General features: G+C 44.0%; 16 protein-coding genes. 5 read left to right on the forward strand and 11 right to left on the reverse strand.

The window, feature by feature from the left end; translation table 11 throughout:
- From ACMXYT_RS04420 to ACMXYT_RS04460, 9 genes are all read right to left on the reverse strand, one after another.
- The gene (locus tag ACMXYT_RS04420; protein ID WP_415911911.1) at nucleotides 1–2,667 is read right to left on the reverse strand and encodes an EAL domain-containing protein; all 2,667 of its coding nucleotides are present in this window, start codon (nucleotides 2,665–2,667) and stop codon (nucleotides 1–3) included.
- Between the two features lie 398 nt (nucleotides 2,668–3,065).
- Nucleotides 3,066–4,121 (reverse strand): DUF3549 family protein, encoded by a 1,056-nt coding sequence (locus ACMXYT_RS04425; RefSeq protein WP_415911912.1) that lies wholly within the window; start codon nucleotides 4,119–4,121, stop codon nucleotides 3,066–3,068.
- A gap of 102 nt (nucleotides 4,122–4,223) precedes the next feature.
- Entirely contained in the window at nucleotides 4,224–5,405 is a 1,182-nt protein-coding gene (locus tag ACMXYT_RS04430; protein ID WP_415900406.1) for a diguanylate cyclase domain-containing protein, read from the reverse strand.
- A gap of 126 nt (nucleotides 5,406–5,531) precedes the next feature.
- Complete coding sequence (locus tag ACMXYT_RS04435) at nucleotides 5,532–5,771, reverse strand: hypothetical protein (protein WP_415900407.1); 240 nt, start codon at nucleotides 5,769–5,771, stop codon at nucleotides 5,532–5,534.
- Nucleotides 5,768–8,905 carry an efflux RND transporter permease subunit gene (locus ACMXYT_RS04440; RefSeq protein WP_415900408.1) on the reverse strand — a complete coding sequence of 1,046 codons (3,138 nt, stop codon included), beginning with the start codon at nucleotides 8,903–8,905 and terminating at the stop codon, nucleotides 5,768–5,770. Before ACMXYT_RS04440 ends, ACMXYT_RS04435 begins: the two co-directional genes overlap by 4 nt.
- A 3-nt stretch (nucleotides 8,906–8,908) precedes the next feature.
- Nucleotides 8,909–9,997: an efflux RND transporter periplasmic adaptor subunit gene (locus ACMXYT_RS04445; RefSeq protein ID WP_415900409.1), complete on the reverse strand. Its 1,089-nt coding sequence runs from the start codon at nucleotides 9,995–9,997 to the stop codon at nucleotides 8,909–8,911.
- Between the two features lie 191 nt (nucleotides 9,998–10,188).
- The gene (locus ACMXYT_RS04450) at nucleotides 10,189–11,469 is read right to left on the reverse strand and encodes a TolC family outer membrane protein (RefSeq protein WP_415900410.1); all 1,281 of its coding nucleotides are present in this window, start codon (nucleotides 11,467–11,469) and stop codon (nucleotides 10,189–10,191) included.
- A gap of 14 nt (nucleotides 11,470–11,483) precedes the next feature.
- Nucleotides 11,484–14,534, reverse strand: coding sequence for an efflux RND transporter permease subunit (locus ACMXYT_RS04455; RefSeq protein ID WP_415900411.1), 3,051 nt, complete (start codon nucleotides 14,532–14,534; stop codon nucleotides 11,484–11,486).
- Between the two features lie 2 nt (nucleotides 14,535–14,536).
- Complete coding sequence (locus tag ACMXYT_RS04460) at nucleotides 14,537–15,619, reverse strand: efflux RND transporter periplasmic adaptor subunit (RefSeq protein WP_415900412.1); 1,083 nt, start codon at nucleotides 15,617–15,619, stop codon at nucleotides 14,537–14,539.
- 194 nt (nucleotides 15,620–15,813) lie between these two features.
- On the opposite strand from ACMXYT_RS04460, the gene ACMXYT_RS04465 reads away from it, so the two are divergent.
- Nucleotides 15,814–16,431, forward strand: coding sequence for a LysE family translocator (locus ACMXYT_RS04465; RefSeq protein WP_415900413.1), 618 nt, complete (start codon nucleotides 15,814–15,816; stop codon nucleotides 16,429–16,431).
- 486 nt (nucleotides 16,432–16,917) lie between these two features.
- Complete coding sequence (locus ACMXYT_RS04470; RefSeq protein WP_415900414.1) at nucleotides 16,918–17,457, forward strand: carboxymuconolactone decarboxylase family protein; 540 nt, start codon at nucleotides 16,918–16,920, stop codon at nucleotides 17,455–17,457.
- Between the two features lie 56 nt (nucleotides 17,458–17,513).
- Here the strand turns inward: ACMXYT_RS04470 and ACMXYT_RS04475 are convergent, their stop codons facing one another.
- Both ACMXYT_RS04475 and ACMXYT_RS04480 read right to left on the reverse strand, forming a co-directional pair.
- Nucleotides 17,514–18,029: a disulfide bond formation protein B gene (locus ACMXYT_RS04475; protein ID WP_415900415.1), complete on the reverse strand. Its 516-nt coding sequence runs from the start codon at nucleotides 18,027–18,029 to the stop codon at nucleotides 17,514–17,516.
- Between the two features lie 151 nt (nucleotides 18,030–18,180).
- Nucleotides 18,181–19,368, reverse strand: a complete 1,188-nt coding sequence (locus ACMXYT_RS04480; RefSeq protein ID WP_415900416.1) for a pyridoxal phosphate-dependent aminotransferase — start codon at nucleotides 19,366–19,368, stop codon at nucleotides 18,181–18,183.
- Nucleotides 19,369–19,655: 287 nt separating this feature from the next.
- Here ACMXYT_RS04480 and uvrB point away from each other — a divergent pair, with 287 nt between their 5' ends.
- From uvrB to ACMXYT_RS04495, 3 genes are all read left to right on the forward strand, one after another.
- The gene (gene uvrB, locus ACMXYT_RS04485) at nucleotides 19,656–21,680 is read left to right on the forward strand and encodes an excinuclease ABC subunit UvrB (RefSeq protein WP_415900417.1); all 2,025 of its coding nucleotides are present in this window, start codon (nucleotides 19,656–19,658) and stop codon (nucleotides 21,678–21,680) included.
- A gap of 112 nt (nucleotides 21,681–21,792) precedes the next feature.
- On the forward strand, nucleotides 21,793–22,572 hold the full coding sequence (locus tag ACMXYT_RS04490; protein ID WP_415900418.1) for a FecR domain-containing protein: 780 nt from the start codon (nucleotides 21,793–21,795) through the stop codon (nucleotides 22,570–22,572).
- Between the two features lie 112 nt (nucleotides 22,573–22,684).
- Nucleotides 22,685–23,986: a surface lipoprotein assembly modifier gene (locus ACMXYT_RS04495; RefSeq protein ID WP_415900419.1), complete on the forward strand. Its 1,302-nt coding sequence runs from the start codon at nucleotides 22,685–22,687 to the stop codon at nucleotides 23,984–23,986.
- Nucleotides 23,987–23,994 lie beyond the last annotated feature (8 nt).

The raw sequence follows: 23,994 nt of genomic DNA on the forward strand, positions 1-23,994 counted from the left end.
CTAACTACAAGGCTGTTTAACTTGTTTGGTTAGCATGGTTTCAAAGACATCGGGTGTGACGGGTTTACTAAAATAGTAACCTTGGGCCATATCGCAGTGTTTATTCTGTAGTAAATTCATCTGCTCTTGAGTTTCTACCCCTTCCGCAATAACTCTTAAACCAAGACCGTGAGCCATATCGATGGTGGCGTAAACTAGCTCTAAATCGGCAGGGTCGACAGAGATATCACTGATAAAACTACGATCGATTTTGAGGGTGTCAAATGGATAACTTCTCAAATAACTGAGGGAGGAATATCCAGTACCGAAATCATCCATAGATATGCTGACGCCTTGCTCATTGAGTTTTGCAATCGCTTCATCAATATCCGCGTGTTGTGCCATTAATACACCTTCGGTAATTTCTAGCTCTAGGTTAGAGCCGAGAATTTGATGTGTTGTCATCTGTTCAGTGATGTAGTCGATCAATTGAGGGTCTCTAAACTGACGCGGTGATAGGTTGATAGCAATATGGAATTGCGGCAGCAATGTTTTGATCCAGTGAGTGCTCTGATGCATCGCTTCCTTAAGTACAAACTTACCGATGTTTACGATTAAACCGGTATTTTCAGCAACAGGAATAAACTCAGAAGGCGGTATATTTCCTAATGTTGGCGAGTTCCAACGTAATAAGGCTTCTGCACCGACAATTTGTTGTGTATCTAGGTCGATTACGGGCTGATATAGGACATGCAGCTCTTTACGCTGAAGAGCATTGTGTAATTGCTCTTCTAATAACAAACGGCGCTCAGCCCCTATATTCATCTCTTCGGTGAAGTAGTGATAGCTATTACGGCCTTGCGCTTTAGAGTGATACATTGCCGAATCGGCATTACGTAGAAGCTCAGCAGGGTCCGTTCCATCGTTCGGATAAATAGATATGCCAACACTCATAGTCAGCATAATCTCCCTGCCATCCACATTCAGCGCTTTACGGAATTGGGATACTAGGTTTTGTGCAATTGGCTGAGCTTGTTCGGCATTCTCTAAATGGTTGAGTAGGACAATAAATTCATCGCCACCCAAACGGCCAACAGTGTCTATCTCTCGTACCGATTGCTCTAATCGCTTAGCTGCTTCAACCAGAATTTTATCACCCGTGGCATGTCCGAGCGTATCGTTAACTTTTTTAAAGTCGTCCATATCGAGGAAGAGGACAGCTACAGAGTGCTTCTTTCTTCTCGCTTCAAGGAGCATAGTTTCCAAACGGTTAAGAGAAAGGAAGCGATTAGGCAGGTTAGTTAAGCTATCAAAGTGCGCTTGGTGAAGAATCTTCTCTTCTTGCGCTTTCTGTTGTGTAATATCCTGTTTTACCGCTAAGTAATATTTAGTTTTGCCTTCTGAATCGTGCACGGGCGCAATATGGGCTTCCTCCCAGAATATCTCTCCATTTTTGCGCTGATTTTGGAACTCACCACGCCATGCTTTGCCTTGAATTAGGTGCTGCCATAATTCTGCGTAACGACCAACCGGTGTGCGACCGGACTTTAATATTCTGGAGTTCTGGCCAAGAATCTCTTCTTTATCGTAGCCAGTGACCTTCTCAAAAGTAGAGTTTACGTACTCTATCTGACCATCCAGTGTTGTTATTACAACTGAAACGGGGCTCTGCTCTATGGCTTGAGATAGGGTTAGAATATGTTCTTGGGCTTTGCGCTCTTCAGTGATATCTCGGCTAATGCCTACTAAGCCTTGTAGTTGGCCATCTGTATCCCAGAAAGGCATTTTAAGGGTGTTTAAGAGTATTCGATCGCCCGATTGGTTATCACTCCACTGCTCCTGACTATTAGAGGCAAGGTGGTCGATAACGTTTTGTTCTTCTTGCTCATTTTTAACCGCTTGTGCTTCTACAAATAACTCATAATCAGTACGGCCGGTAATTTCTGCTTCGCTTTTACCTGTAAAGTCTTGGAAAGCGGTATTACAGCCGAGGTATTTACCTTGCGTATCTTTAATAAAAATATGATCAGGTAATGCGTCGATTAAACCTTTCAGAAGACCCCGTTCACGGTTTAGGTTTTGCCGGCTGATCAACACTTCTCGTTCAGCGTCTCGTCGGTCCTGTTGTCTTCGAAGAATTAGGCCGAGGAGCATGGTGCCGATGGGGTAGAACGTCAGAATGGTGGGTGCTATCGCAGCGATGATCTTGAAACGCAAATCAGCAGGCATGAACAGAATCAAACCTAGTACAACGACTTGTACCACAAGGCCCAGCAGATACAAACGCCACCAGTTCAGGGGTTGTTGATATTTATCACTTAGATACCGCCAAGTTAAGCCGATGGCAGCCGAGAAAATAATCACTGATGAGCCAACATAAATTCCTGCCCCTCCCTGAAAAATTCGCAGACTTACCGCCATTACTACGGCGATACAGGTAGGTACAATTCCAAAAAATAGACCGCATAAGCTGATTAACACCCAACGAGCATCAAAAAATACCCCAGGTTCTAATTCCCAAGGAGTCAGCATGACCGCCATAGCAAGCAGGCCGACTAATACGCCAGAAATACTGTCTCGAAGTAGGTGATTACGAATGTTTTGCAGGCCAAGCGAGTCATAAACGATCCCCATTGCGAGCAGTAGGGCGACGTTATTGATTAGGCCTGTAAAACTAGAAGTGTCCATGAATACTAATGTTCTCTCAATACCTGATGACTCAAAAACAAGGCTATCTAAAATAGTTGATTTAAAGCCATAAAAAAAACATGTGAATAAGAATAATCATATAAATAATAAAGTGTTAGGGTGAAGATCAATAAAATGATTATCCATTCCAATCCCTACGACTCAAAAACCTGATGTGTCTAGTAACAGGCTCCCTCGGTTTTGTATTCCCACTCGAGTAAACATGATTTAAAACGCATTGGTACATTTTCGGAGTGGTCGTAATTTCAGTATAGAAAGGAAATCAGACTCTGCAGCTTGAATTGAAGATAGCTTTATGAAAAATAAAGAAATATTAGGAAGGAGAAGGGCGGCTGGAGCACCTTAGTAGAAGATAGGTCATTCCAGCCGTGGAAATATTACTTAAAGTTAGCGCCAAACATCTCGCCAATCGCTTGGCTAAGCGCTTCACTGCGCTCTTCGTTACGGAATTGCATCAGGATCAGTGCACGTAACGCTGGCATAAACATCAAGTCCGATAGCACACGAGAGAAGCCTGCTTGGCCTGCTTTACCTATTGCGAGCTTTTCTAAGAATAAGTGCAGTGTTGCTGGTTCTTGAAGTGCTTCGTGGCAGCGAGTTGCAATCGAGACGATCACTTCTGCTTCTAGGGCATAATCACTCTGTAAGATCTTATTGATGATCTCTTGTTTTCTAGGTGTATTGCGCGCATTTGAGATGCCACGGGTAATAGCTGCAATGTGATTGGCGTTCGCTGTCCCACGTTCTAGAGTTTGTTCGGCACGTAAGCTCAGGGCTTCAAATAGCTGGTGGTCCGGCTCGATGCTTTCTATGCAGGTACATAGCACTTCGAATGGCACATCGGGTAGAAGCGGGATGGCTTTAGTTAACAGTTTACTGTTGTTACTTTTCTCGTGGCGAACAACCAGATCAGCGATACCTTGATAACCGAGGGATTGCCAGTTATCAAAACCGATTTGCCCTGCAAAATACTGTTCTGCATGTTCATAGTATTGTGAAGCAGGTTCGCTTGAGGCTAGCGTAGAATAGGCATGGAACAGAGCCATTTTTTCCTGGTCAGGTTTGAAAGAAAAAGGATTATCTTTCAAAGCATCCTCTGGCATCTCACCCGTTTTCTCATGTTGTAGGATGCCACCAGCGTTTTTAAGTAGACGGCTAAGTAGATCATCACGTACAGCTTGGATCAGAAAGCCTTGCTCATCTAAAGGTAGCTTTAAAAACCAAGCCGCGCCTTGTTCTTTGTTTTTAGGATTCCAGACCATTAAGGCTATCCATGCGTGCTGTAAATATGGATAAGGATAAGGTGTCTGCTGGTTCTCTATCTTTTCAAACTGTTCAGTCGAAAGTTTTTGTACACGACGGCCCATATCGAAAAAACGGACCTGACCGCCACTTTGGCGAAGAAGTTGAGATAGTGAAGAGATATCAGACATGATGGGCACCTTAGGAATCAGGCCCGCAATTTTAGCAGTTCTGGAGTGGGTATCAATATAGACCAGAAGTGCTCATTCTTTAGATAGAATTAATACAGTGAGTTAGATAATGTAAAACTGATTTTTACCCATTTTTTTGGCTTGATACATCGCTTTATCCGCCAAAGTAATCGCCTCCTCTGCGTTTATATCTTCTAAAGCGTAGATATAAAGGCCGATGCTGGCCGATAGATTAGCAGTGCTGCTCTCAATGGGTATGTCTTCATTGATAATGGTTAGTATCTTTTGAATCACTGCAATGGCTTGGGTTGAGGATTCAATTTCAGACAGAATTAGTAAGAATTCATCGCCGCCTAATCGACCTAACATATCTGAGCCGCGGATTACTTTAGATATGCGATTGGATATGTCCTGCAAACATTGATCGCCGATATCATGGCCGTAGGTATCATTAATCGGCTTAAAATCATCCAGATCAATAAAGATGATGGCAACCTTATGTTGTTTACGTTTAGCCGCAGCGAGCACAATATCAAGTTGATGGAGTAAAAACCTACGGTTAGGAAGGCCAGTTAAATTGTCATGACAGGCTAAATGACGAAGTTCTTGATTGGCTATTCGGATCAGTTTGTTCTGTTTCGAAGTCGTGGCCATGACATAGACAGCAAATAAGAAACCTCCCAGTATGATCAATACCATTCTAACGATGAGTTTGGAGAGTAAGACTTCCATTTTGTGAGATGAATCTTGCCAGATCTCTTCATTTTGAGCTTGTTGTAAACTAATAAAACGATCTAGAAGTCCTGCAATGGTCGTTTTGTCTTTCAGTACTTTACCTAGCTCAGATCTAAAATCTTGAACTCGATTGTTGTTGAGTAGTTCAGAAAACGTTCTCAACTCAGGCGCTCTGTTAGCAGCTTCTTTGTCTAGTTTTGTAATGATGATCTGCTCGGGGTGATCCAAGTCTGTATTCAACAAAGTTAAACGTGATTTGTGGTATTCACTTCCCTGACTGTAAAACGTATTGAACAGCTGTTTCCGCTCTTCTGGCGTTTCAAGTAAGGTCATCTGCCAAAGCAAGATAGCTCTTTCTCTGACGGCTGCGCGCATCGCCATAGCGGCGCGTAGTTGAATGTCGTTATTGCTGCTGGCAGTGGTTAATTCGGCGCGTAAACTGGCATATTGCTGGTAGGAAAAAACCGAAGTGTAGATAAACGCTAGAAAGATAGCGCTGAAGCCAATTAGGTAGAAAAAGAATCTAAAGCCTGATTCCCGCTGTTCCATGTCTTTTCGCCAGTCATGTGGTGAATAACAATTAACAGTCTAGTTGATTTTGATTTATTCGGGATTGAGGGAAAGAAATAGAGATTGGGTGAGTAAGCGGAGCATACTCACCCAACAATTGATCGTTTATTGTTTACATTCACCCGCGACAACGAAGCTAACTTCAGGCTTCGCACAAGCAGAACAGCTGTTGGAATAAGTTTTGGTTGTACCATCTGAGTGATGTCCGCAGGCTGGTGTGTAATCCATGGTACACATCTGCGGTCGAGGATCTTCGCAAACCAAAGCTCCCTCTGGCATAGATGGCTGGGATTGACAGCCGGCTAACATCAGTGCAGCAATGCTCATCAAAATTAACTTTTTCATACTGAGTCTCCTGATTGGGCATTGTCTGAAGCAGATTTCCTTTTAACTTTTTCACGTAAAGTTTGCATCGCTACAAATAGAGCAGGAATAAAGAATATACCGATGACTGTTGCTAGAAGCATACCGCCAAACACAACAAACCCTATGGATATTCGGCTAGCAGCACCTGCCCCAGAAGCCGTTAGCAAAGGCATTACACCTAAGATAAAGGAGAAAGCGGTCATCAATACAGCACGATAGCGTAAGTTAGCTGCTTCATTAGCCGCCTCGATAATACCTTTGCCTTCTTCACGCAATTGCTTAGCAAATTCCACAATCAAGATAGCAGACTTACTCGCAAGACCAATCAGCATAACCATGCCGATCTGGGCATACAGGTTGTTGGTCAAACCTGGGATCAGCCATAGCGGCAGAATCGCACCTAAAATGGCGACAGTAATAGATAGCATCACCGCAACCGGAATAGTCCAGCTTTCGTATTGAGCGACTAAGAATAGGTAAGCGAATAGGATAGCTAGCGAGATGATGATGATTACAAAACCGCCGGCTTCTTGCTCTTGTTGAGTACTACCTGTCCATTCAAGAACATAACCATCAGGCAAAGTTTCTTTGGCTAGTTGTTCCATCAACTTAATACCGTCACCTGTCGCCATGCCGGGAGCGAGGGTTGCAGTCAACGAAGCTGAACGTGATTGGTTGTAGCGCGTTAAAGATTGTGGGCCCAGTACCGGTTTTACTTCGACAAGTGCGCTTATCGGCACTAAATGGCCTTGGTTGCTCTTAACATTAAGGCTATTTAGATCGTCAATATTGTCACGGAATTCAGCATCAGCTTGTAGCATAACCCGGTAGTTGCGCCCGAAAATATTGAAATCGTTTACATACTGAGTACCAAGCTGAGATTGCAATGTGCTGAATAAGTCACTCATCGAAACGCCCAAAGAGAGCGCTTTATCACGATCTACTACCAGCTCCAGTTGTGGAACATTAGCAGAGTAGGTGGAGTAAACTCGGTCAAACTCGGCCTTTTGGTTCGCTGCGAAGATGAGCGAATTTGTAGCGCGAGCAAGTTCCTGAGGCGATCCATTTTTAAGATCCAACAGAATTGCCTCTAGACCTGCGGCATTACCCAAACCCGGAATTGGTGGAGTAGGGAAGGCCATAATATTTGCGCCTGGGATCGTCGCTAATTTCTGATTGAGTTCTCTTAGAATTTTGTACCAAGCCATTTCCGGTGCAGTACGTTCATCCCAGTGGGTAAGCACTGGAATTGCTAGTGCAGCATTTGGTGCCGCGCCACCTAAGATACTAAAGCCTTTAATGCCAATACGGTTTTCTACACCCGGTTGTTCTTCGAGGATTTTGTCAATCTGGGCGACTATCTCGTCGGTACGGTTGAGTGATGCACCATCAGGAAGCTGAACGTTAACAAAAAAGGCACCATTGTCTTCATAAGGCAAGAAGCTGGTCGGGGTTGTGGTGAACATATGGTAAACACCGCCGCCCATTGCTGCCATCAAACCCATACTTAACAGTAAGCGCTTGTTCAAAAAGTTAACTTTGTTCACGTAGCCTCGACGGGTCCAGTCGATTAGCTGATCGAACTTTTTGAACAAGCCAGTCGGTTCAGTCGCCGGTTTTAACAGAAGGGAGCAAAGCGCAGGGGATAAGGTCAGTGCATTTAGGGATGAGAAACACACCGCAACCGAGATGGTTACTGCAAACTCTGTATATAGCTTACCTGTTATACCTGGCATAAAGGCAACCGGAACAAATACTGCTAAGAGTACAAGAGTGGTCGCAATGACGGGCCCGATGACCTCTTTCATTGAGACAGCAGTTGCTTCTTTAGCTGATAAGCCTTCTTGCATATGGCGTTTAACGTTTTCAACCACAACAATGGCATCATCAACCACGATACCTATTGCCAGAATTAAGGCGAAAAGGGAGATGGTATTGATGCTAAAACCAAGTATCGAAAGCACGGCAAAGGTGGCAATCAACGATACAGGAATTGTGGCTGAGGGTATGAGTGTTGCGCGCCAATCGGCAAGGAACAGGAATGTTACCAGTACTACAAGACCAAAGGTAATAAATAGAGTCTCGACTACTTCTTGTAGTGATGCTTTTACTGAAAGCGTTGTGTCATAGAGAATTGCGTATTCCATATCATCAGGAAAACGCTCACTTAGACGCTCTAGTTCAGCGTATACATTGTCAGCCACCTCAAGTGCGTTCGCTCCTGGGCTTTGATAGATCGCAACAGTGGCTGCAGGGTTGCCATTCATAATTGAGGACGCACTGTAGCTTTGCGAGCCAAGTTCTACTCGGGCTACATCACGAAGGCGAACAGAAGCACCGTTTTCGCCTGTGCGAAGGATGATGTTTTCAAACTCTTCAACTGATTCTAAGCGGCCTTTAGCGCGCAGGTTATATTGGAACTGCTGATTTTGCGTAAGAGGTGGCTGTCCAATAATACCTACAGACGCTTGGATATTTTGTTGTGAGATGGCGTTGCTGACATCCTTAGGTGAGAGCCCTAATGCCTTGAGGCGGTTAGGGTCTAACCACACTCGCATACCGTAATCCATCGGGCTGAACTGTGATGCCGAGCCAACACCATTAATTCGCGCCAAAGCATCTTGCACATAAAGTGTGGCGTAGTTACTTAAAAACAGCTCGTCATATGTGTTTTCAGGAGAGTAGAGGTTAATCACCAGCAACATGTTAGTTGCTTGTTTCTTAGTCGTGACCCCTTGTCGAACAACTTCTTGCGGTAAAGACGCTTCGGCTAAAGCCACACGGTTTTGTACATTGATGGCCGCTTGGTCTGGGTCCGTACCTACAGCAAACGTGATATCCAGCGTGTAACTACCATCATTAGCTGAGGTGGAGGACATATACAGCATGTTGTCCACGCCATTAACTTGGGCCTCAATAGGGGTCGCTACTGCTTGCTCCACCACTTCTGCGTTAGCCCCAGGATACTTCGCTTTGACTTGTACCTTTGGCGGCGTGATATCAGGGAACTGAGCTACGGGTAGGCCGTATATCGCCAAAGCACCGGCAATCATCAACACAATGGAGATGACCAGAGCAAACTTAGGCCGATTGATAAAGAAGATCGAGAACATGGCTTACTCCGCTACTGCATTAACTTGAATGCCTGGTTTAACCTTCTGCAGTCCTTCGGTGATGATTAGATCACCTTCATCTAGGCCGTTAAGTACTTGCCATTGACCTTCTACTTGGGGTCCCATCTCGACTCGAGTAACACTTACCTTATCTTGTTGATCTACTTCGAGTACAAAATAACCATCACGGTCATGTTGTACGGCAGATTGCGGTATTTGGATACCTATCTCTGGTTGTTTGCGCTTAATCTCTACGTGAACAAACTCACCTGGCAATAACAAGTATTTGGGGTTTGCGAAGCTTGCACGTAGGGTGATTGTATCTGTATTAGGGTCGACTTCAGGTGAAATAAAGTCGAAGCGGCCTTGCTGCTCATACACACTACCATCGGACAAAATTAGACGAGGTGCGACCGGGGGATTATCCAAATCGATCCCTTTGCGGCGCGCATCCAGCATCAGCTTTTCACTCACTGCCATCTCGACATAGACTTCATCGATTTTTACTACTGTAGCTAGCACACCACTTTCAGGGCTTATCAGATCGCCTACTGAAAAGTTCGCTTTACCGATACGGCCACCAAACGGAGCTTTGATCTCTGTATAACTCAGGTTTAGTTCTGCTTTCTTTAATCCCGCTTCTGCTTTTAAAACTTGCGCACGGGATTGATCACGGTCTGCTACAGCCTGATCGAACTGGGATTGCGAAGCCGCCTTGCGTTTTCGCAGTTGGCTTACGCGATTGAGATTAGTTTGCGCGTTTTTTAACCCCGCTCTAGCGGAGGCTAGATCTGCTTCAGCTTGTTTCAGCGCGATTTCATAGTTTGCTTTTTCTACTTTAAAAAGCACTTGATCGGCTTCAACATCACGACCTTCAGTAAATAGGCGATCTTCTAGAAATCCAGATACACGGGCCAATAAGTTAACGCGTTGAGTTGCCTCAATCCGTCCAACCAGTTTAAAGGTTGGGGTCAAATCCGACGTTTGAACCTCGTGTACTAATACCGCAGGTAAAGGTTTCTCGTTGGCATTAACGGTCAGTGAAGTGGCAGCCAAAGCAGTTAGAAGAGTGGCTAAAATGATCTGTTTCAAAACAAGCTCCTTTGAGAAACGTTAATCCTAGGTATAAATCGGATTAAATTAGATGCGCTTTAATTAGATAGCAGCTTTTTATGAATATAACTAACTATATCTATAAATACTGAATAGATTAAATACCTACTTACCCATACATTCCCTTAACGAATAACGGGTGCCTAAGCACCCGTTATTGTCATAGCTGCTTACTGCAGCCAGCTGTCGAGTTCGTTTATATCTTCAGGGTTTAGGGTGCCTAACTGCTGTTTGAAGGTGATGAGGTTCTGTACAAAGTCGAAACGGGCATTTGCGTAATCGCGTTGCGCTGCATAAAGCTGCTGCTCGGCTTGCAATACATCTACAACATTACGCGTACCTACTTTGTAACCCTCTTCAGTCGCTTCTAAAGCGGTTTGGCTAGATTTAATACTTTGGTTTAGCGCTTGAACGCTTAAAGCGCCGGTACGTAAATTACGTAAAAGGCTTCGAGTCGTTTGAGTCACTTCGCGAAGTGTATCTTCACGGTTAAACTGGTTTTCAATTAAGCGCTGTTCCAGCTCGCGGCTGCGTGAACTCACTGAGCCGCCGGAGTAGATTGGTACTGACAGAGTTAGGCCGATTGAAGATGTATCAGTACTGTCATCGTTGATCGCAGTACCATTATCGTAATCATAACTAGCTGTCAGGTTCAGCGTTGGATAGTGACCTGCACGACCAGCCTTTGCTGCTTGGCGTGCTGCTTCAGATGAGCGATCTGCAAGTTGAAGCGCCAAGTTGCCTTGCCAAGCTTTTTCTAACCAAGGTTGGGCTTGAACAGGGACCGGTTCTTCAATTGGGTACTCTTCAGACAATTGACCAACGGTATCAAATCCTTGGCCTGTTAAGCGCTCTAAGGCTTCGTAACTATTTTCTAAATTACCTTCAGCGGCAATACGGGCTACACGAGCATTGTCGTATGAAGCCTGAGCCTCTTGTACATCGGTATTGGCGATTAAGCCGACATCATATTGAGCATTAACTTGATCTAAGCGGCGTTTAATTGCGCGTTCTTGAGCTTCAGATGTTTGTAGGTCGCTTTTCGCCCTTAGCACACCAAGGTAAGCTTCTACAGTACGGTTGATCAGTGTTTGCTGTTCCAGTTCAAACTGTAGTGCGGCTTGTTCTGAGATCACTTGGCCCTGTTTGAAGGTAAACCAAGCAGCCGCATTAAATACCGGTTGGCTTAGGGATAGGGTATAGCCGTGGTTGTTATAATCAGCTGTATCGGAATCAATCGTTGTTGTGTTGGCGCTCAAGTTCACATTAGGCAATAAGCTAGAGCGGTTTTGGATTTCGATCTCTTTGCCAGCGTTAAATGAAGCTTGCGCTGCTTTTAACTGTGGATCATTAGCCAAAGCGAGTTGGTAGATATCTGCTAATTCACCTGCAGAAACGCTGCTGACAGCTAGAGAAAGGCATGAAACCTGAAAAAGCTGCTTTATATTCATAAACTTAAATATCCTTAAACTTGTTCTGGCTGAACTTCCTTGAAAGTTCGCTTACCTAAGTAACTATATACGGTAGGAATGACAAAAAGGGTCAATAACGTTCCGAATGTCATACCGCCAACAATAACCCAGCCAATCTGATGGCGCGATTCAGCACCTGCGCCCATAGCAATTGCTAAAGGTACAGCACCTAATACTGTTGCGCCTGTCGTCATCAGTATAGGGCGTAAACGCAAAGATGCCGCTTCTATGATTGCGCTGCGTAGGTCTCGCCCTTGATCTTGTAGCTGATTTGCAAACTCAACGATCAGAATACCATGTTTAGTGACTAGTCCAACAAGGGTAATCAGACCTATTTGGCTGTATACGCTGAGAGAGCCTCCACTGAAATGTAGCGCAAAAAGTGCACCAAACACCGCAGGTGGAACCGATAGCATAATAATCATCGGATTTTTAAAGCTTTCAAACTGAGCAGCTAGTACTAGGAATACGACAATCAATGCCAGTGCAAATGTCACCTGCATGCTGCTGCTAGACTTCTTGAATTCTCGCGAAGGCCCGGTGTAATCATAGGTTGCCTGTGGCGCGATCTCTTGCAGACTTTGCTCAAGGAAGTTGAGCGCTTCACCTAGGCTGTAACCAGGAGCAAGCTGGGTTTGTATTTTTACCGCCTTCACTTTATCAAAGTGATTAAGTTCACGTGGTGCAACGCTTTCACGTAGTTCTACAAGGTTTGAGAACTGAACCATTTCGCCGTTTTGATTACGCATGTATAGATCGGTTAGGTCGCTTGGGTCACGGCGCTGTTGATCATCAACCTTTACGATAACTTCGTACTGTTCACCGGCGCGTTTAAAGCGAGTTACTTCGCGGCCAGCCATGTAACTTTCTAGGGTTCGACCCAGATCAGCGACATCGACGGACATCTCAGATAACTTATCGCGTTTCACATCGATCTGGAATTCCGGCTTATTCAGCTTAAGGTCGGAATCCGGTTGGGCAAAGCCTTTATTACTGTGGATTTTCGCCATTAACTGATCGGTGATCACTTTCAGGTCGTCATAAGTACCATTGGTTTTAACGATAAATTCGACCGGGCGTGAAATAAAGCTTTGACCCAAAGACGGTAAGTTGAGAGAGAAACTCATAATACCTGGAATACCGCCATAGAGCTTTGGTGTTTGCTCTTGGCCAATCGCTTGCTGTTTACGATCACGATCTTCCCAGCGTTCTAAACCTTGGAATACCATAGCATTGGTTTCAGATGGGAAACCGACCACCGCAAAATAGCGAACTGTTTCTGGGGTTTGGCTGATCGTTGCTTCGATTTGGCGTGTGTAACGATCAATATAATCGACGGATGCACCATCTGGAGCGATAGCAAAGTTCAGAATCGTGCCTCTATCTTCATAAGGTGCCAGTTCCTGAGGTAACTGGGTATAAAAGTAAGCTGCGCCACCAAAACTCGCCGCCATAATGACGATTGCGAGTAGGCGAGAGCTTAGCAGTTTATTTAGCAATGCCTGATAGCGATTGGTAATGCTTTGAAGGAAGCTTTCTATCAGATTAAAAATCGCACTGTGTCGCGTTTCATGTTTTAGCAATCTCGACGACATCATCGGCGATAGGGTCAAAGCCACAAAGGTTGAAACAACCACCGCGCCAGCAAGTGTCAGGGCGAATTCTGTAAATAACTTGCCTGTTCGCCCTTCAGAAAAGGCAACAGGTGCAAATACGGCAACCAGCACCACTGTTGTTGCTAACACTGCGAAACCGATCTCTTTTGCACCCTTAAAGGCCGCTTGAATAGGCGTTTCACCCGCTTCAACATGTCGATAGATGTTTTCCAGCATTACGATGGCATCATCCACAACCAAACCGATCGCTAAGACCAGTGCGAGTAGGGTCAATGTATTAATACTGAAATCCATCCAGTACATCATCGCAAATGCACCCACCAACGAGAGTGGGATAGTAACCACCGGAATCAGGGTTGCTCGGATATTGCGAAGGAAGAAAAATAGTACCAGAACAACCAAAATACCCGCTTGGATCAGCGTGGTATATACCGATTGAATGGACTCATCGATAAAGATCGAGGAGTCATAAGCCACCTCTACATTCATCCCTTCTGGCAATGTCGGACGGAGTTTGTCTAATTTGTCGCGAATACCTGAAGATACATCTAGAGGATTTGCTGTGGATTGTTTTACCACACCCAGCGCAACCGCACTTTCTCCTTTATAACGGGTGATACGTCTAACGTTTTCCGGTGCGATTTCAACCCGTGCTACATCTTGAATTCGAACAGGGTAGCCATTTTCATTACGAATAATTAGCTGTTTAAAGGCTTCTATATCGTTAACGTCTGTTCTTGCAAGTAGAGTGAACTCACGTTCTTTACTTTCGATACGACCCGCAGGAATCTCAATGTTTTGACGGCTAAGTGTTTCTTCGATATCTCTAGGAATAACCTTGAATGCAGCCATGCGAGCAGGATTTAGCCAAATACGCATCGCATATTTTCGTTCACCGAAGATCATGACATTAGCTACACCTGAGACGGTTTGTAGCTGATCTTTTACCTGCTGATCGGCGATATCTGATACTTCCATGATGTTATGGCGATCAGAGTTGAAGGCAAGCCAGATAATAGGTTGGGCATCGGCTTCTGTCTTCGCAACTACCGGTGGGTCAACATCATCTGGTAGTTGGCCAATTACGCGACTTACGCGATCTCGAACATCCGCAGCGGCAGAATCAGGATCGCGATCGATTTTGAAAGTGATACTAATCTGCGAATTTTCTGTTCGGCTAATCGAGTTCATAAAGTCGATCCCCTCAATACCGGAGAGGGAGTCTTCTATGATTTGAGTAACCTGGGTTTCGATAATCGATGCACTTGCGCCGGGGTAGGTAGTTTCAACCGTAATTACCGGTAGATCGATTTTTGGGTACTCTCGAACGGTTAATCGATCATAAGCAAGTAGACCTACCAGTAGGACCAGTATGCTCATTACCGTCGCTAGTACGGGGCGTTTAATACTGATTTCAGACAGAATCATAATTATTTATCCTGTCCTGCTGTTTTATTTTCTTGAGCCTGTGCTTCTTCTTGGGCCGGTTCAGCTTTAGCTGGCTGTGTGCCATCGGTAAAGATCGGTGTCACAGGCATGCCCGGGAACAGTTTAATTTGCCCAGCAGTAATCAAAACTGAACCTTCTTCAAGGCCAGCTGTGATTTGCACAATACCCGGGCGGCGTTGTCCCAAAGTAACTGGAGCCATCGCCACTTTACCTTCTTGAACGGTCATCACGAAAAAGCCGCCATCTTTTGGAATGATGGCTTGCTCAGGGATTACCACGGTTGTTTGTTGGTCAACTAGTAGGTCTACTTGCGCAAAAAGGCCTGGACGTAATTTGCCTTCATTATTTGGAATTTGCGCACGTACCTGAATATTGTGAGCGCTGCTGTCAGAGCTTGGGGAAACCGCGTATACCTCGCCTGCGATTTGTTCACCCGGTAAGGCATCGACTTTGATGTTAAGTTGACGGCCTGGTTGTAGCTCGGACAGATAAATCTCAGGCACACGGAAATCTAACTTCATTGTGCTTAAATCAGTAAGCTCGACCAGGTCTTCACCCTGATTGACATAATCGCCAGGGCTTACCAAACGCAAGCCGGTAAAACCGGTAAAGGGAGCGTTTAAGGTCATTTTATCTAAACGCGCTTGCGCTAAGGCTTCCTGAGCTTGGTCGACACGAAGTTGGGCTAAGCTGCTGTCACGTTCTTGTACCGAACCCACTTTTTTCTTCAACAGGCTACGAGCACGGTCATAATCTGTTCGGCTTAACTGGACACGTGCTTGTGCCTCTTTTAGTTCAGCTACATAGATGGAGCTATCTAGCTTAAATAGCGGGGTTCCTTGTTCTACTTGCTGACCCTCTCTAAATAGAATCTTTTCTATACGACCGCCTTGTTCAGGGCGAAGCATAATAGATTCATTGGCTTGGAGTGTTCCAATGGCAGAGATCTTCTTATCCAGTGTTTGAGTTTTGACTGTCACTACCTCAGCAGGCATACCCTGAGCGTTGACTTGAAAAGCAGCCACACAAAGCATAAATACAGCCAGATAATTTTTCTTAAACATAGAAAGTCCGATCTTAGTCTTTAGAAGTAGGGAAAGCCTATTCTAAAGATCTGTTTTCAGTTAACAATGTAATAATGTGTAAAGAATTGAAAAGTAAAATTCGAGATTCGTGATGTATAGCGTTCAATTGCGTTTGATTGCTTTTAGCGCGTATGATCCTGAGCAAGCTAAACAGATTTAATTGGTGTTGCTAAATGATCTCACTCGAGTTTTTAATCACCTCTCTTATCGTAGTACTTATTCCCGGAACAGGTGTTTTATACACTGTGGCTACCGGGTTATTTATAGGTAAACGTGCAAGCTTGTTTGCGGCATTAGGATGTACGATCGGTATTGTGCCATCGCTTTTAGCAAGTATTTTAGGATTGGCAGCAATCTTTCATGCTAGCGCTATTGCCTTTCAGATCGTTAAGTTTGTTGGCGTAGCCTATCTTCTGTATTTGGCTTGGTCGATGTGGCGTTCATCGTCATCTCTTGCATTAGATCAGAAAGAGAAAGAAGCTAAATATAGTGTTATTGCTATAAAAGGTTTTTTAATCAATATCTTAAATCCTAAGCTGTCGATCTTCTTTCTCGCCTTTTTACCACAATTTGTCTCACCTGAAGTTGGTTCGCCACTGATGAGCATGTTTGTGCTGGGTCTTATCTTTATGCTGATGACCTTTGCGGTTTTTGTGATTTATGGCTTTTTGGCAGGGCGCTTTAGCGAATTTGTTGTGGGCTCTGAAACAATCAGCCAGATGATGCAAAAGTTATTTGCAGGGAGCTTTGCTCTTTTAGGGGTTAAATTGGCGTTTAGTGATAGGGGCTAACCGCTTTTAATTAAGCGTTCAGCTGATTTAAGCAGCGAGCGCTTAGGATATATTTATATCACTTATAGTTAAATGTTGAGTGATAAGAGTTGTTTGGTTTAAACAGCTCGCTGTATTTCTGATGATCATTATCCAAGCTCTTTTTCTTCTCAAGGCAGCTTATTATTCTCCATCATAAGCTCTGAAAAGATTTCCCCCGTACTGTTGAAATCATAATTAAGCGTGACTTTGCATAGGCCTTCTAGACTGCAAAGTCATGTAAATACTAAAAGGCCATATATGGATGCTCTTATGCGTTCTGCATTTAGCTAGCATTAACCCTACAAATTTAACTTATTGAGGATTTGTTTATTTTTAACTTGAACAAGTGTTCAATAGTGGTTATTGTTTTGGATGTGAACAGTTGTTCAAATATGGCTGGCTTGATCTGTTTTTGTGGGGAAGGCGTTCTTGCATAGGCTAAATCGATTAGTAAATGGAGAAATGATGAGTAAATTCAAATTACACACGATGGAATCGGCCCCTCAAGGGACTAAAGCACTGTTTGAAAACTCGTTGAAGAATTTTGGCATGATTCCAAATTTACATGCCGTGTTAGGTGAAGAGCCAGTTGTACTGGAAGCCTATCAGCAGTTACATACCTTATTTCAACAAACAGACTTCAATGCAGCTGAGCTAACGGTAGTTTGGCAGACGATTAATGTCGAACACGGCTGTGAGTATTGTGTGCCAGCACATAGCTTGATTGCAGACATGATGAAAGTGGATCCCGCTGTCAATGAGGCGTTAAGAAACAAAACAGCTCTACCTACACAAAAGTTGCAAGTATTGCATGACACAACTTTGGCTATTGTTCGTGAGCGAGGACGTATCTCTGATGAGCAGCTTGATGCTTTCTTCTCGGCAGGTTATGAACAGAAGCATCTGCTTGGAATAATTCTGGGATTGTCGCAAAAGGTAATGAGTAACTATGTAAATTACATAGCTCAGACTCCTTTGGATGAGAAATTCCAAACTTACGCCTAGCTACTAATAAAAAAGGCGAGCACTATTAAGTGTTCGCCTTTTCAGTAAATGGGGAATTAGTTAGATTGTGTAGATCTAAACTGTAGCCCGAAGAAAACGGCTGCTGTTGCTGCCAACAGTGCAGAAAATGCCATTAAGCCTTCTGCCATAGTGATACCGAACAGTAGCTCAGGGGTATAGCCGCAAGGTTCCCAAGGAGCAAAAACCGATGGGATCCATTGATCAAGTGCAAACCAGTTAGGCAAACCGCTGTCCATACTGCAGCTATCCACTATCCAGTTGCGCTCTACTGCTAGGGTCTTCCATGAGCGTTCTACGAGACCGATTCCGACAACGAGTGTTAGCAAGTGGCTTAGTTTACTCAGGCATCCATGTTTACGTGTAAACAGACCGAATATTGCTACGATAATCAGAGCGAAAAGCCAGATGCGAATATGGATACATAAGACGCAAGGGTAGTAGTCCAAAGCGTATTGATAATAGAGGGCTACTGCCTCCATGCTGATGCCGATGAAAATTAAGCTTAACCAGAAAAAAGCAGAACGGCTAAGGCAAGTTAATTTGTCCAACATTAACGAGTCTCCCAAACAGTGAACAAATATCTGAGTCACTTAAGATGATAAGGTTCAAGTTCTTACTAAGAAAAGTACAGATATCAATATATTTTCATTAGGCAGAAAAAAACCGAGCGCAGAGGCTCGGTTTTTTAGATCAAAAATTCGTTTAAGCTTCTAGTGCTTTACGGATACGACCCAATGCGTCTTCTAGCACTTCCATGCTAGTTGCGAAAGATAGGCGCATATTACCCGGCGCACCAAATGCAGAACCTGGTACCAGAGCAACGCCCGCTTCGTTTAGAAGGAACTCAGCCAATTCGATATCGTTAGCAAAACGATCATCGTTATCGATCACTTCTTGGAAGCTTGGGAATGCATAGAACGTGCCATCAGCAGGGATGCAGCTAACACCGTTGATGCTGTTTAGTGTGTTAACAACATATTCGTGGCGTGCTTTAAATGCTACAACCATCTCTGCTACGCACTCTTGAGAGCCTTCAAGTGCTGCTTGTGCTGCAACTTGTGCAATCGAAGTCGGGTTAGACGTGCTCTGTGATTGGATCTTCTTCATTGCGCCAATCAATGCAAGCGGGCCAGCTGCATAGCCGATACGCCAACCTGTCATAGAGTATGCTTTGGATACACCATTTAGAACGATTGTACGCTCGTAAAGCTCTGGGCATGCGTTAAGGATGTTTACGAATGGCTCATCGTTAAAACGGATGTGCTCATACATATCATCAGTCGCAACCAGTACTTGCGGGTGTTTAAGTAGTACTTCAGCTAGCGCTTTCAATTCGTCCAGTGTGTAAGCAACACCTGTAGGGTTTGAAGGGCTGTTTAGTACGACTAAACGTGTCTTATCTGTAATTGCAGCTTCTAGTTGCTCAGCAGTCATCTTGAAGCGCTGTTCCTGAGTTGTAGTAACAATCACAGGGACAGCATCCGCCATTTTTACCATGTCTGGGTAAGATACCCAGTACGGAGCTGGTACGATGACTTCATCACCTGCATTTAGCAGGGCTAAAGATAGGTTAAAGAAGCTTTGCTTACCGCCACAAGAAACAAGAATCTGGTTAGCAGCATATTCAAGACCGTTATCGTTCTTGAATTTGTTAATAATGGCTGTCTTTAATGCCGGTGTACCATCTACAGCGGTGTATTTTGTGAAACCTTCATTCAACGCCTGGATGGCAGCCTGTTTGATATGATCCGGAGTATCAAAATCGGGCTCGCCAGCGCCCAGGCCAATAATGTTCTTACCTGCCGCGCGCAGTTCAGCTGCACGGTTAGTAACCGCCAGCGTTGGAGAAGGTTTGATGTTGTTGACGCGGTCTGAAAGTTGAACGTTCAAGCCTAAGTTCCTCGATAAGAATATCTGCATTGCAGATACCGACATTAATCAGCAGAAATCCCGCTTTAAATATTGTGTTAGCTAGGAGTTTCCAAACCCGCATATGATACAGCAAACAATAGCCCGCATGAATCCTGTTTGAGCGAAAAAATACCTTTTCAGATCAATAAATTGATTAAAGGAAACTTTTTTCTCTTAAGAGCGGTCTTTTTAATACGTATTTATGCAAGTAAAAGTAGCAGCTGCTGAGATATAATGCTCAGCTTTGCTCGAAATTGGGTCGCAGAATGAAAGAACGATTTAAAGTCCACTCGAAGTTTACGCCCGCAGGCGATCAGCCGCAGGCCATTAAAGAGTTAGTTGATGGCATTGATATTGGTTTAGCCTCACAAACTCTTTTGGGTGTAACGGGCTCAGGTAAAACGTTCACTATTGCGAATGTGATTGCTCAAGTTCAGCGTCCTACTATTATCATGGCCCATAACAAAACCTTGGCTGCCCAGTTATACGGGGAGTTTAAGGAGTTCTTTCCGGATAATTCGGTTGAGTATTTCGTCTCTTATTACGATTACTACCAGCCAGAAGCCTATGTGCCTTCTTCTGATACCTTCATCGAGAAAGATGCATCGATAAATGACCATATCGAGCAGATGCGTCTGTCCGCAACTAAAGCGTTGTTGGAGAGAGATGATGCCATCATTGTTGCAACGGTTTCTGCGATTTATGGTTTGGGTGACCCAAAATCATATCTAGGCATGATGCTGCATGTGGATCGCGGTGAAATTATCGATCAACGTGCCATTCTGCGTCGCCTAGCAGAGCTGCAATACACACGTAATGATGTTGAACTTCACCGTGGTAATTATCGAGTACGTGGTGATGTTATTGATATTTTTCCTGCAGAATCGGAGAAAGAAGCGGTTCGCATTGAGTTATTCGATGAAGAGATCGAAGAGATTAGTTACTTCGATCCGTTAACAGGCGAAGTTTTACGCCGTGTTCCACGCGCTACCATCTATCCAAAGAGCCATTATGTTACGCCTCGAGAAACGCTTTTGGCAGCTGTGGATAAGATTAAAGATGAGCTTCGTGAGCGTCTTGAGCAGTTACGTGAGAATAATAAGTTAGTTGAAGCTCAGCGTTTAGAACAGCGCACTCTCTATGATATGGAGATGATCATGGAGTTGGGTTATTGCTCTGGTATCGAAAACTACTCCCGTTACCTTTCTGGGCGTGAGCCTGGGGCTGCGCCGCCGACCTTGTTTGATTACCTGCCAGATAATGCCTTGCTGGTTTTGGATGAATCTCATGTAACAGTCCCACAGATTGGCGCAATGTATCGTGGTGACCGCTCACGTAAAGAAACGTTGGTGGAGTTTGGCTTCCGTCTTCCTTCTGCATTGGACAATCGACCGATGAAGTTTGAAGAGTGGGAACGCGAGTCTCCGCAGATGATTTTTGTCTCAGCGACACCAAGTAAGTATGAGGCAGAAAATCAGCAGCAGGTGGTGGAACAGGTAGTTCGACCAACAGGCCTAGTCGATCCTGTCGTAGAAGTCCGTCCAGCATCAACTCAAGTAGATGATCTTCTGTCTGAAATACGGTTAACGGTCGCTAAGAAAGAGCGTGTAGTCGTTACCGTGTTAACCAAACGCATGGCTGAAGATCTTACAGAGTACCTAGATGAACATGGTGTTCGGGTACGTTATCTGCATTCGGATATAGATACGGTTGAACGTGTCGAAATTATCCGTGACCTCCGTATAGGAGAGTTTGATGTACTTGTCGGCATTAACTTGCTTCGGGAAGGGATAGATATGCCAGAGGTCTCTCTGGTTGCTATTTTGGATGCGGATAAAGAGGGTTTCTTGCGTTCAGAAACATCGATGATTCAGACAATTGGCCGCGCCGCGCGTAATGTTAACGGCAGGGCTATTCTGTATGCCGATAAGATTACTGGTTCGATGCAGCGATCAATGGATGAAACTGAGCGTCGCCGTCAAAAGCAGATAACCTTTAACGAAGAAAACGGTATTGTTCCGCAAAGTATCAGTAAATCCGTTGCTGATATTATGGAAGGGGCGAGTACTGTGCCTGGTCGTAAAGCTTCTCGTACAGCTAAGAAAGTCGCGGAGCAGGCTGCTGAGTATCAAGTGGATGATGCTGCACAGTTATCACCAAAAGAGCTCTCTAAAGCGATAACTAAGATCGAAGATAAAATGTATGAGGCGGCGAAGAACCTCGAATTTGAGTTGGCTGCTAAGTATAGAGACGAGTTGCAAACACTGAAACAACACACTTTTGTTAATTAAACTTGATGCAGGATTGAAGTTTTATCATTTGGATAAAGCTTGGCTACACTGATTACTAAACCGACAGCTGGTTGGTAAAACAAGCTATTAGTTTATAAATGGAGTTAGGTTGATGATTAAGTGGCTGCTGCCAATCGTTGTTGCTGTTGTTTTTTCGCCAAGTGCAATGTCTGCAGGCAAAGCAGGGCACGTACTGTTAAGTGTGGGTAACAATACCGCTCAGCTTCCGAAGAGCGATGTTAGGCAGTTGAAGCGGAAATCTGAAATTTACTCTCTTGATAGTATTGCTACTGGACCTAAAGGTCGCTTACAGATTCGTTTTACGGATGGATCGCGTCTATCCCTTCGCCCTGATACCCTTTTTAATGTTGAAGAATACCGTTTCAGCAAAAGCAAACCAGAAGATGGAAAATCGGTTTATCGCCTTTTAAAAGGAGGTTTGCGAACTTTGACGGGTGCAATTAGCGATAACAACAAAGAGAGTTATGAGGTCCACACGCCGATAGCGACCATAGGCGTGAGAGGAACTCACTACACACTGTTTTATTGTGATAAAACTTGCCAGGAAACAATGCGGGCGCAAATGGGCCTCTATGGATATGTCTTAGAAGGTGAAATCGTTGTAGGTAACAAATCGATTAGGGCTCCCATTCAGATGGGACGCTATTTCTTTCTTGGTGGAGATGGTAGTAACCTGAAAATCCGCCAAACCCCCTTCAAATTGTTTGAATTACTCCAAGATATGGGGCCTGATTTAATGTCAGGAGCAGGAAATAATCAGATTCCAGCATTAAATGCTAATGAAAAGCTAAATTTGAATCTGGATGTTACGCCAAATCAGGGTGGAGCTAATACCCCGTCACCAAATCGCGGTCCAAATACTTACCCTTAATTGATCTATATACTAAATTCCTATGAATAGTGTTGGCATGAGATAGCACTATTCCCAAAACATTGATAATGTTTGAATTTTTATATCCTCTTAAGCTGGGAGAGTGTTAAGAGTGAGTAAGTTACCTAAGTATTTGGCTGCAGGTCTTTACTGCCTTTCCTCATTAGTTATGGCCGACACGGTCATTGATCTGAAAAATTTAGTTGATCAGGGAAAATATGAGCAGGCCTACCAGTTGGCTATATCTAACCTGGAGAGCCTGGAAGGTGATCCAGGGTTTGATATGCAATATGGGGTTGCAGCCATTGATAGTAAGCGTGTAAGTGAAGGTGTTTTTGCGCTTGAACGAGTTATTTTTTTAGAACCTAATAACTCTTTAGCTAAGCTGGAATTAGCGCGAGGTTATTACCTTTTAAATCAGTTTGATAAAGCTAAGCAACTCTTTCTACAAGTTAAAAAAATCAATCCACCTCAGACGGTTGCCAATCGTATTGATCAATACCTCTCCCTGATCGATAAGAAAACTACTGTTCCTCCAACTAAGTTCACAAGCTTTGTCGAAGTTTGGGCAGGGTATGATAGTAATTTGAACGCTGGCCCTGATGATCAAACGAATGTGGTTATATTAAGTAGTGATGCATTAGGTAAGGACGATCAGTTTAATCAGGTTCGTCTAGGGGGCTTTATTGAACATGCTTATAGCTCAGATAATGCTCTTTTATTTGGGGCGCATGCTGATATGCGTTATTACCACACAGAAGATGAGCAGGATTATAAGAATATAACTTTGAGTGGCGGTCATCTTTGGAAAATGGATGACCAACAGTTCCAAATTAATTTCTCATTACAAAAATATCTTTTAGATAGTGAACAATATAGGGATATGTATAGTGTAAATGGCCAATGGAGCAAACAGGTTAGCCGCAATTCAATTGCTAAAATCTTTATTGGCGCTAATTCACTCGTCTACGATGACTCAGATTGGAAAGATGCTTTACAGCTAAATGCAGGCGTTAATTACCTCTATGCTGGAACAGGATCATGGAATCCACTTTATTTTGTGGGTGGCTTTATTGGTAATGAAACACCTGATGAGTCCAATATTCTGTCGGATGGGCAAGTAGATCGAGTTTTTTGGGGTGGCAATGTTGGGGTTCAACTAAGTCCTCTTAAAAGCTTAAAGGTTACGCCTTCAATCACTTACCAAGACAGTGAATATGCAGGTAATGATTGGATTTATGGTGTGAAGCGCCATGATAAATATATGTCAGCTAATCTAAACCTAGAGTGGGTTGTAGGTCCTTCTTGGACAGTGTTGGGGAACTACAGTTTTACAAAATCTGATTCAAATATAGAGCTTTATGAGTATGACCGTCAGCAGGTTATGCTTGGTTTGCGCTATAACTTCCATTGAGGTGATCA

The sequence above is a fragment of the Neptuniibacter sp. QD37_11 genome (assembly GCF_047778105.1).
GTDB lineage: Bacteria > Pseudomonadota > Gammaproteobacteria > Pseudomonadales > Balneatricaceae > Neptuniibacter.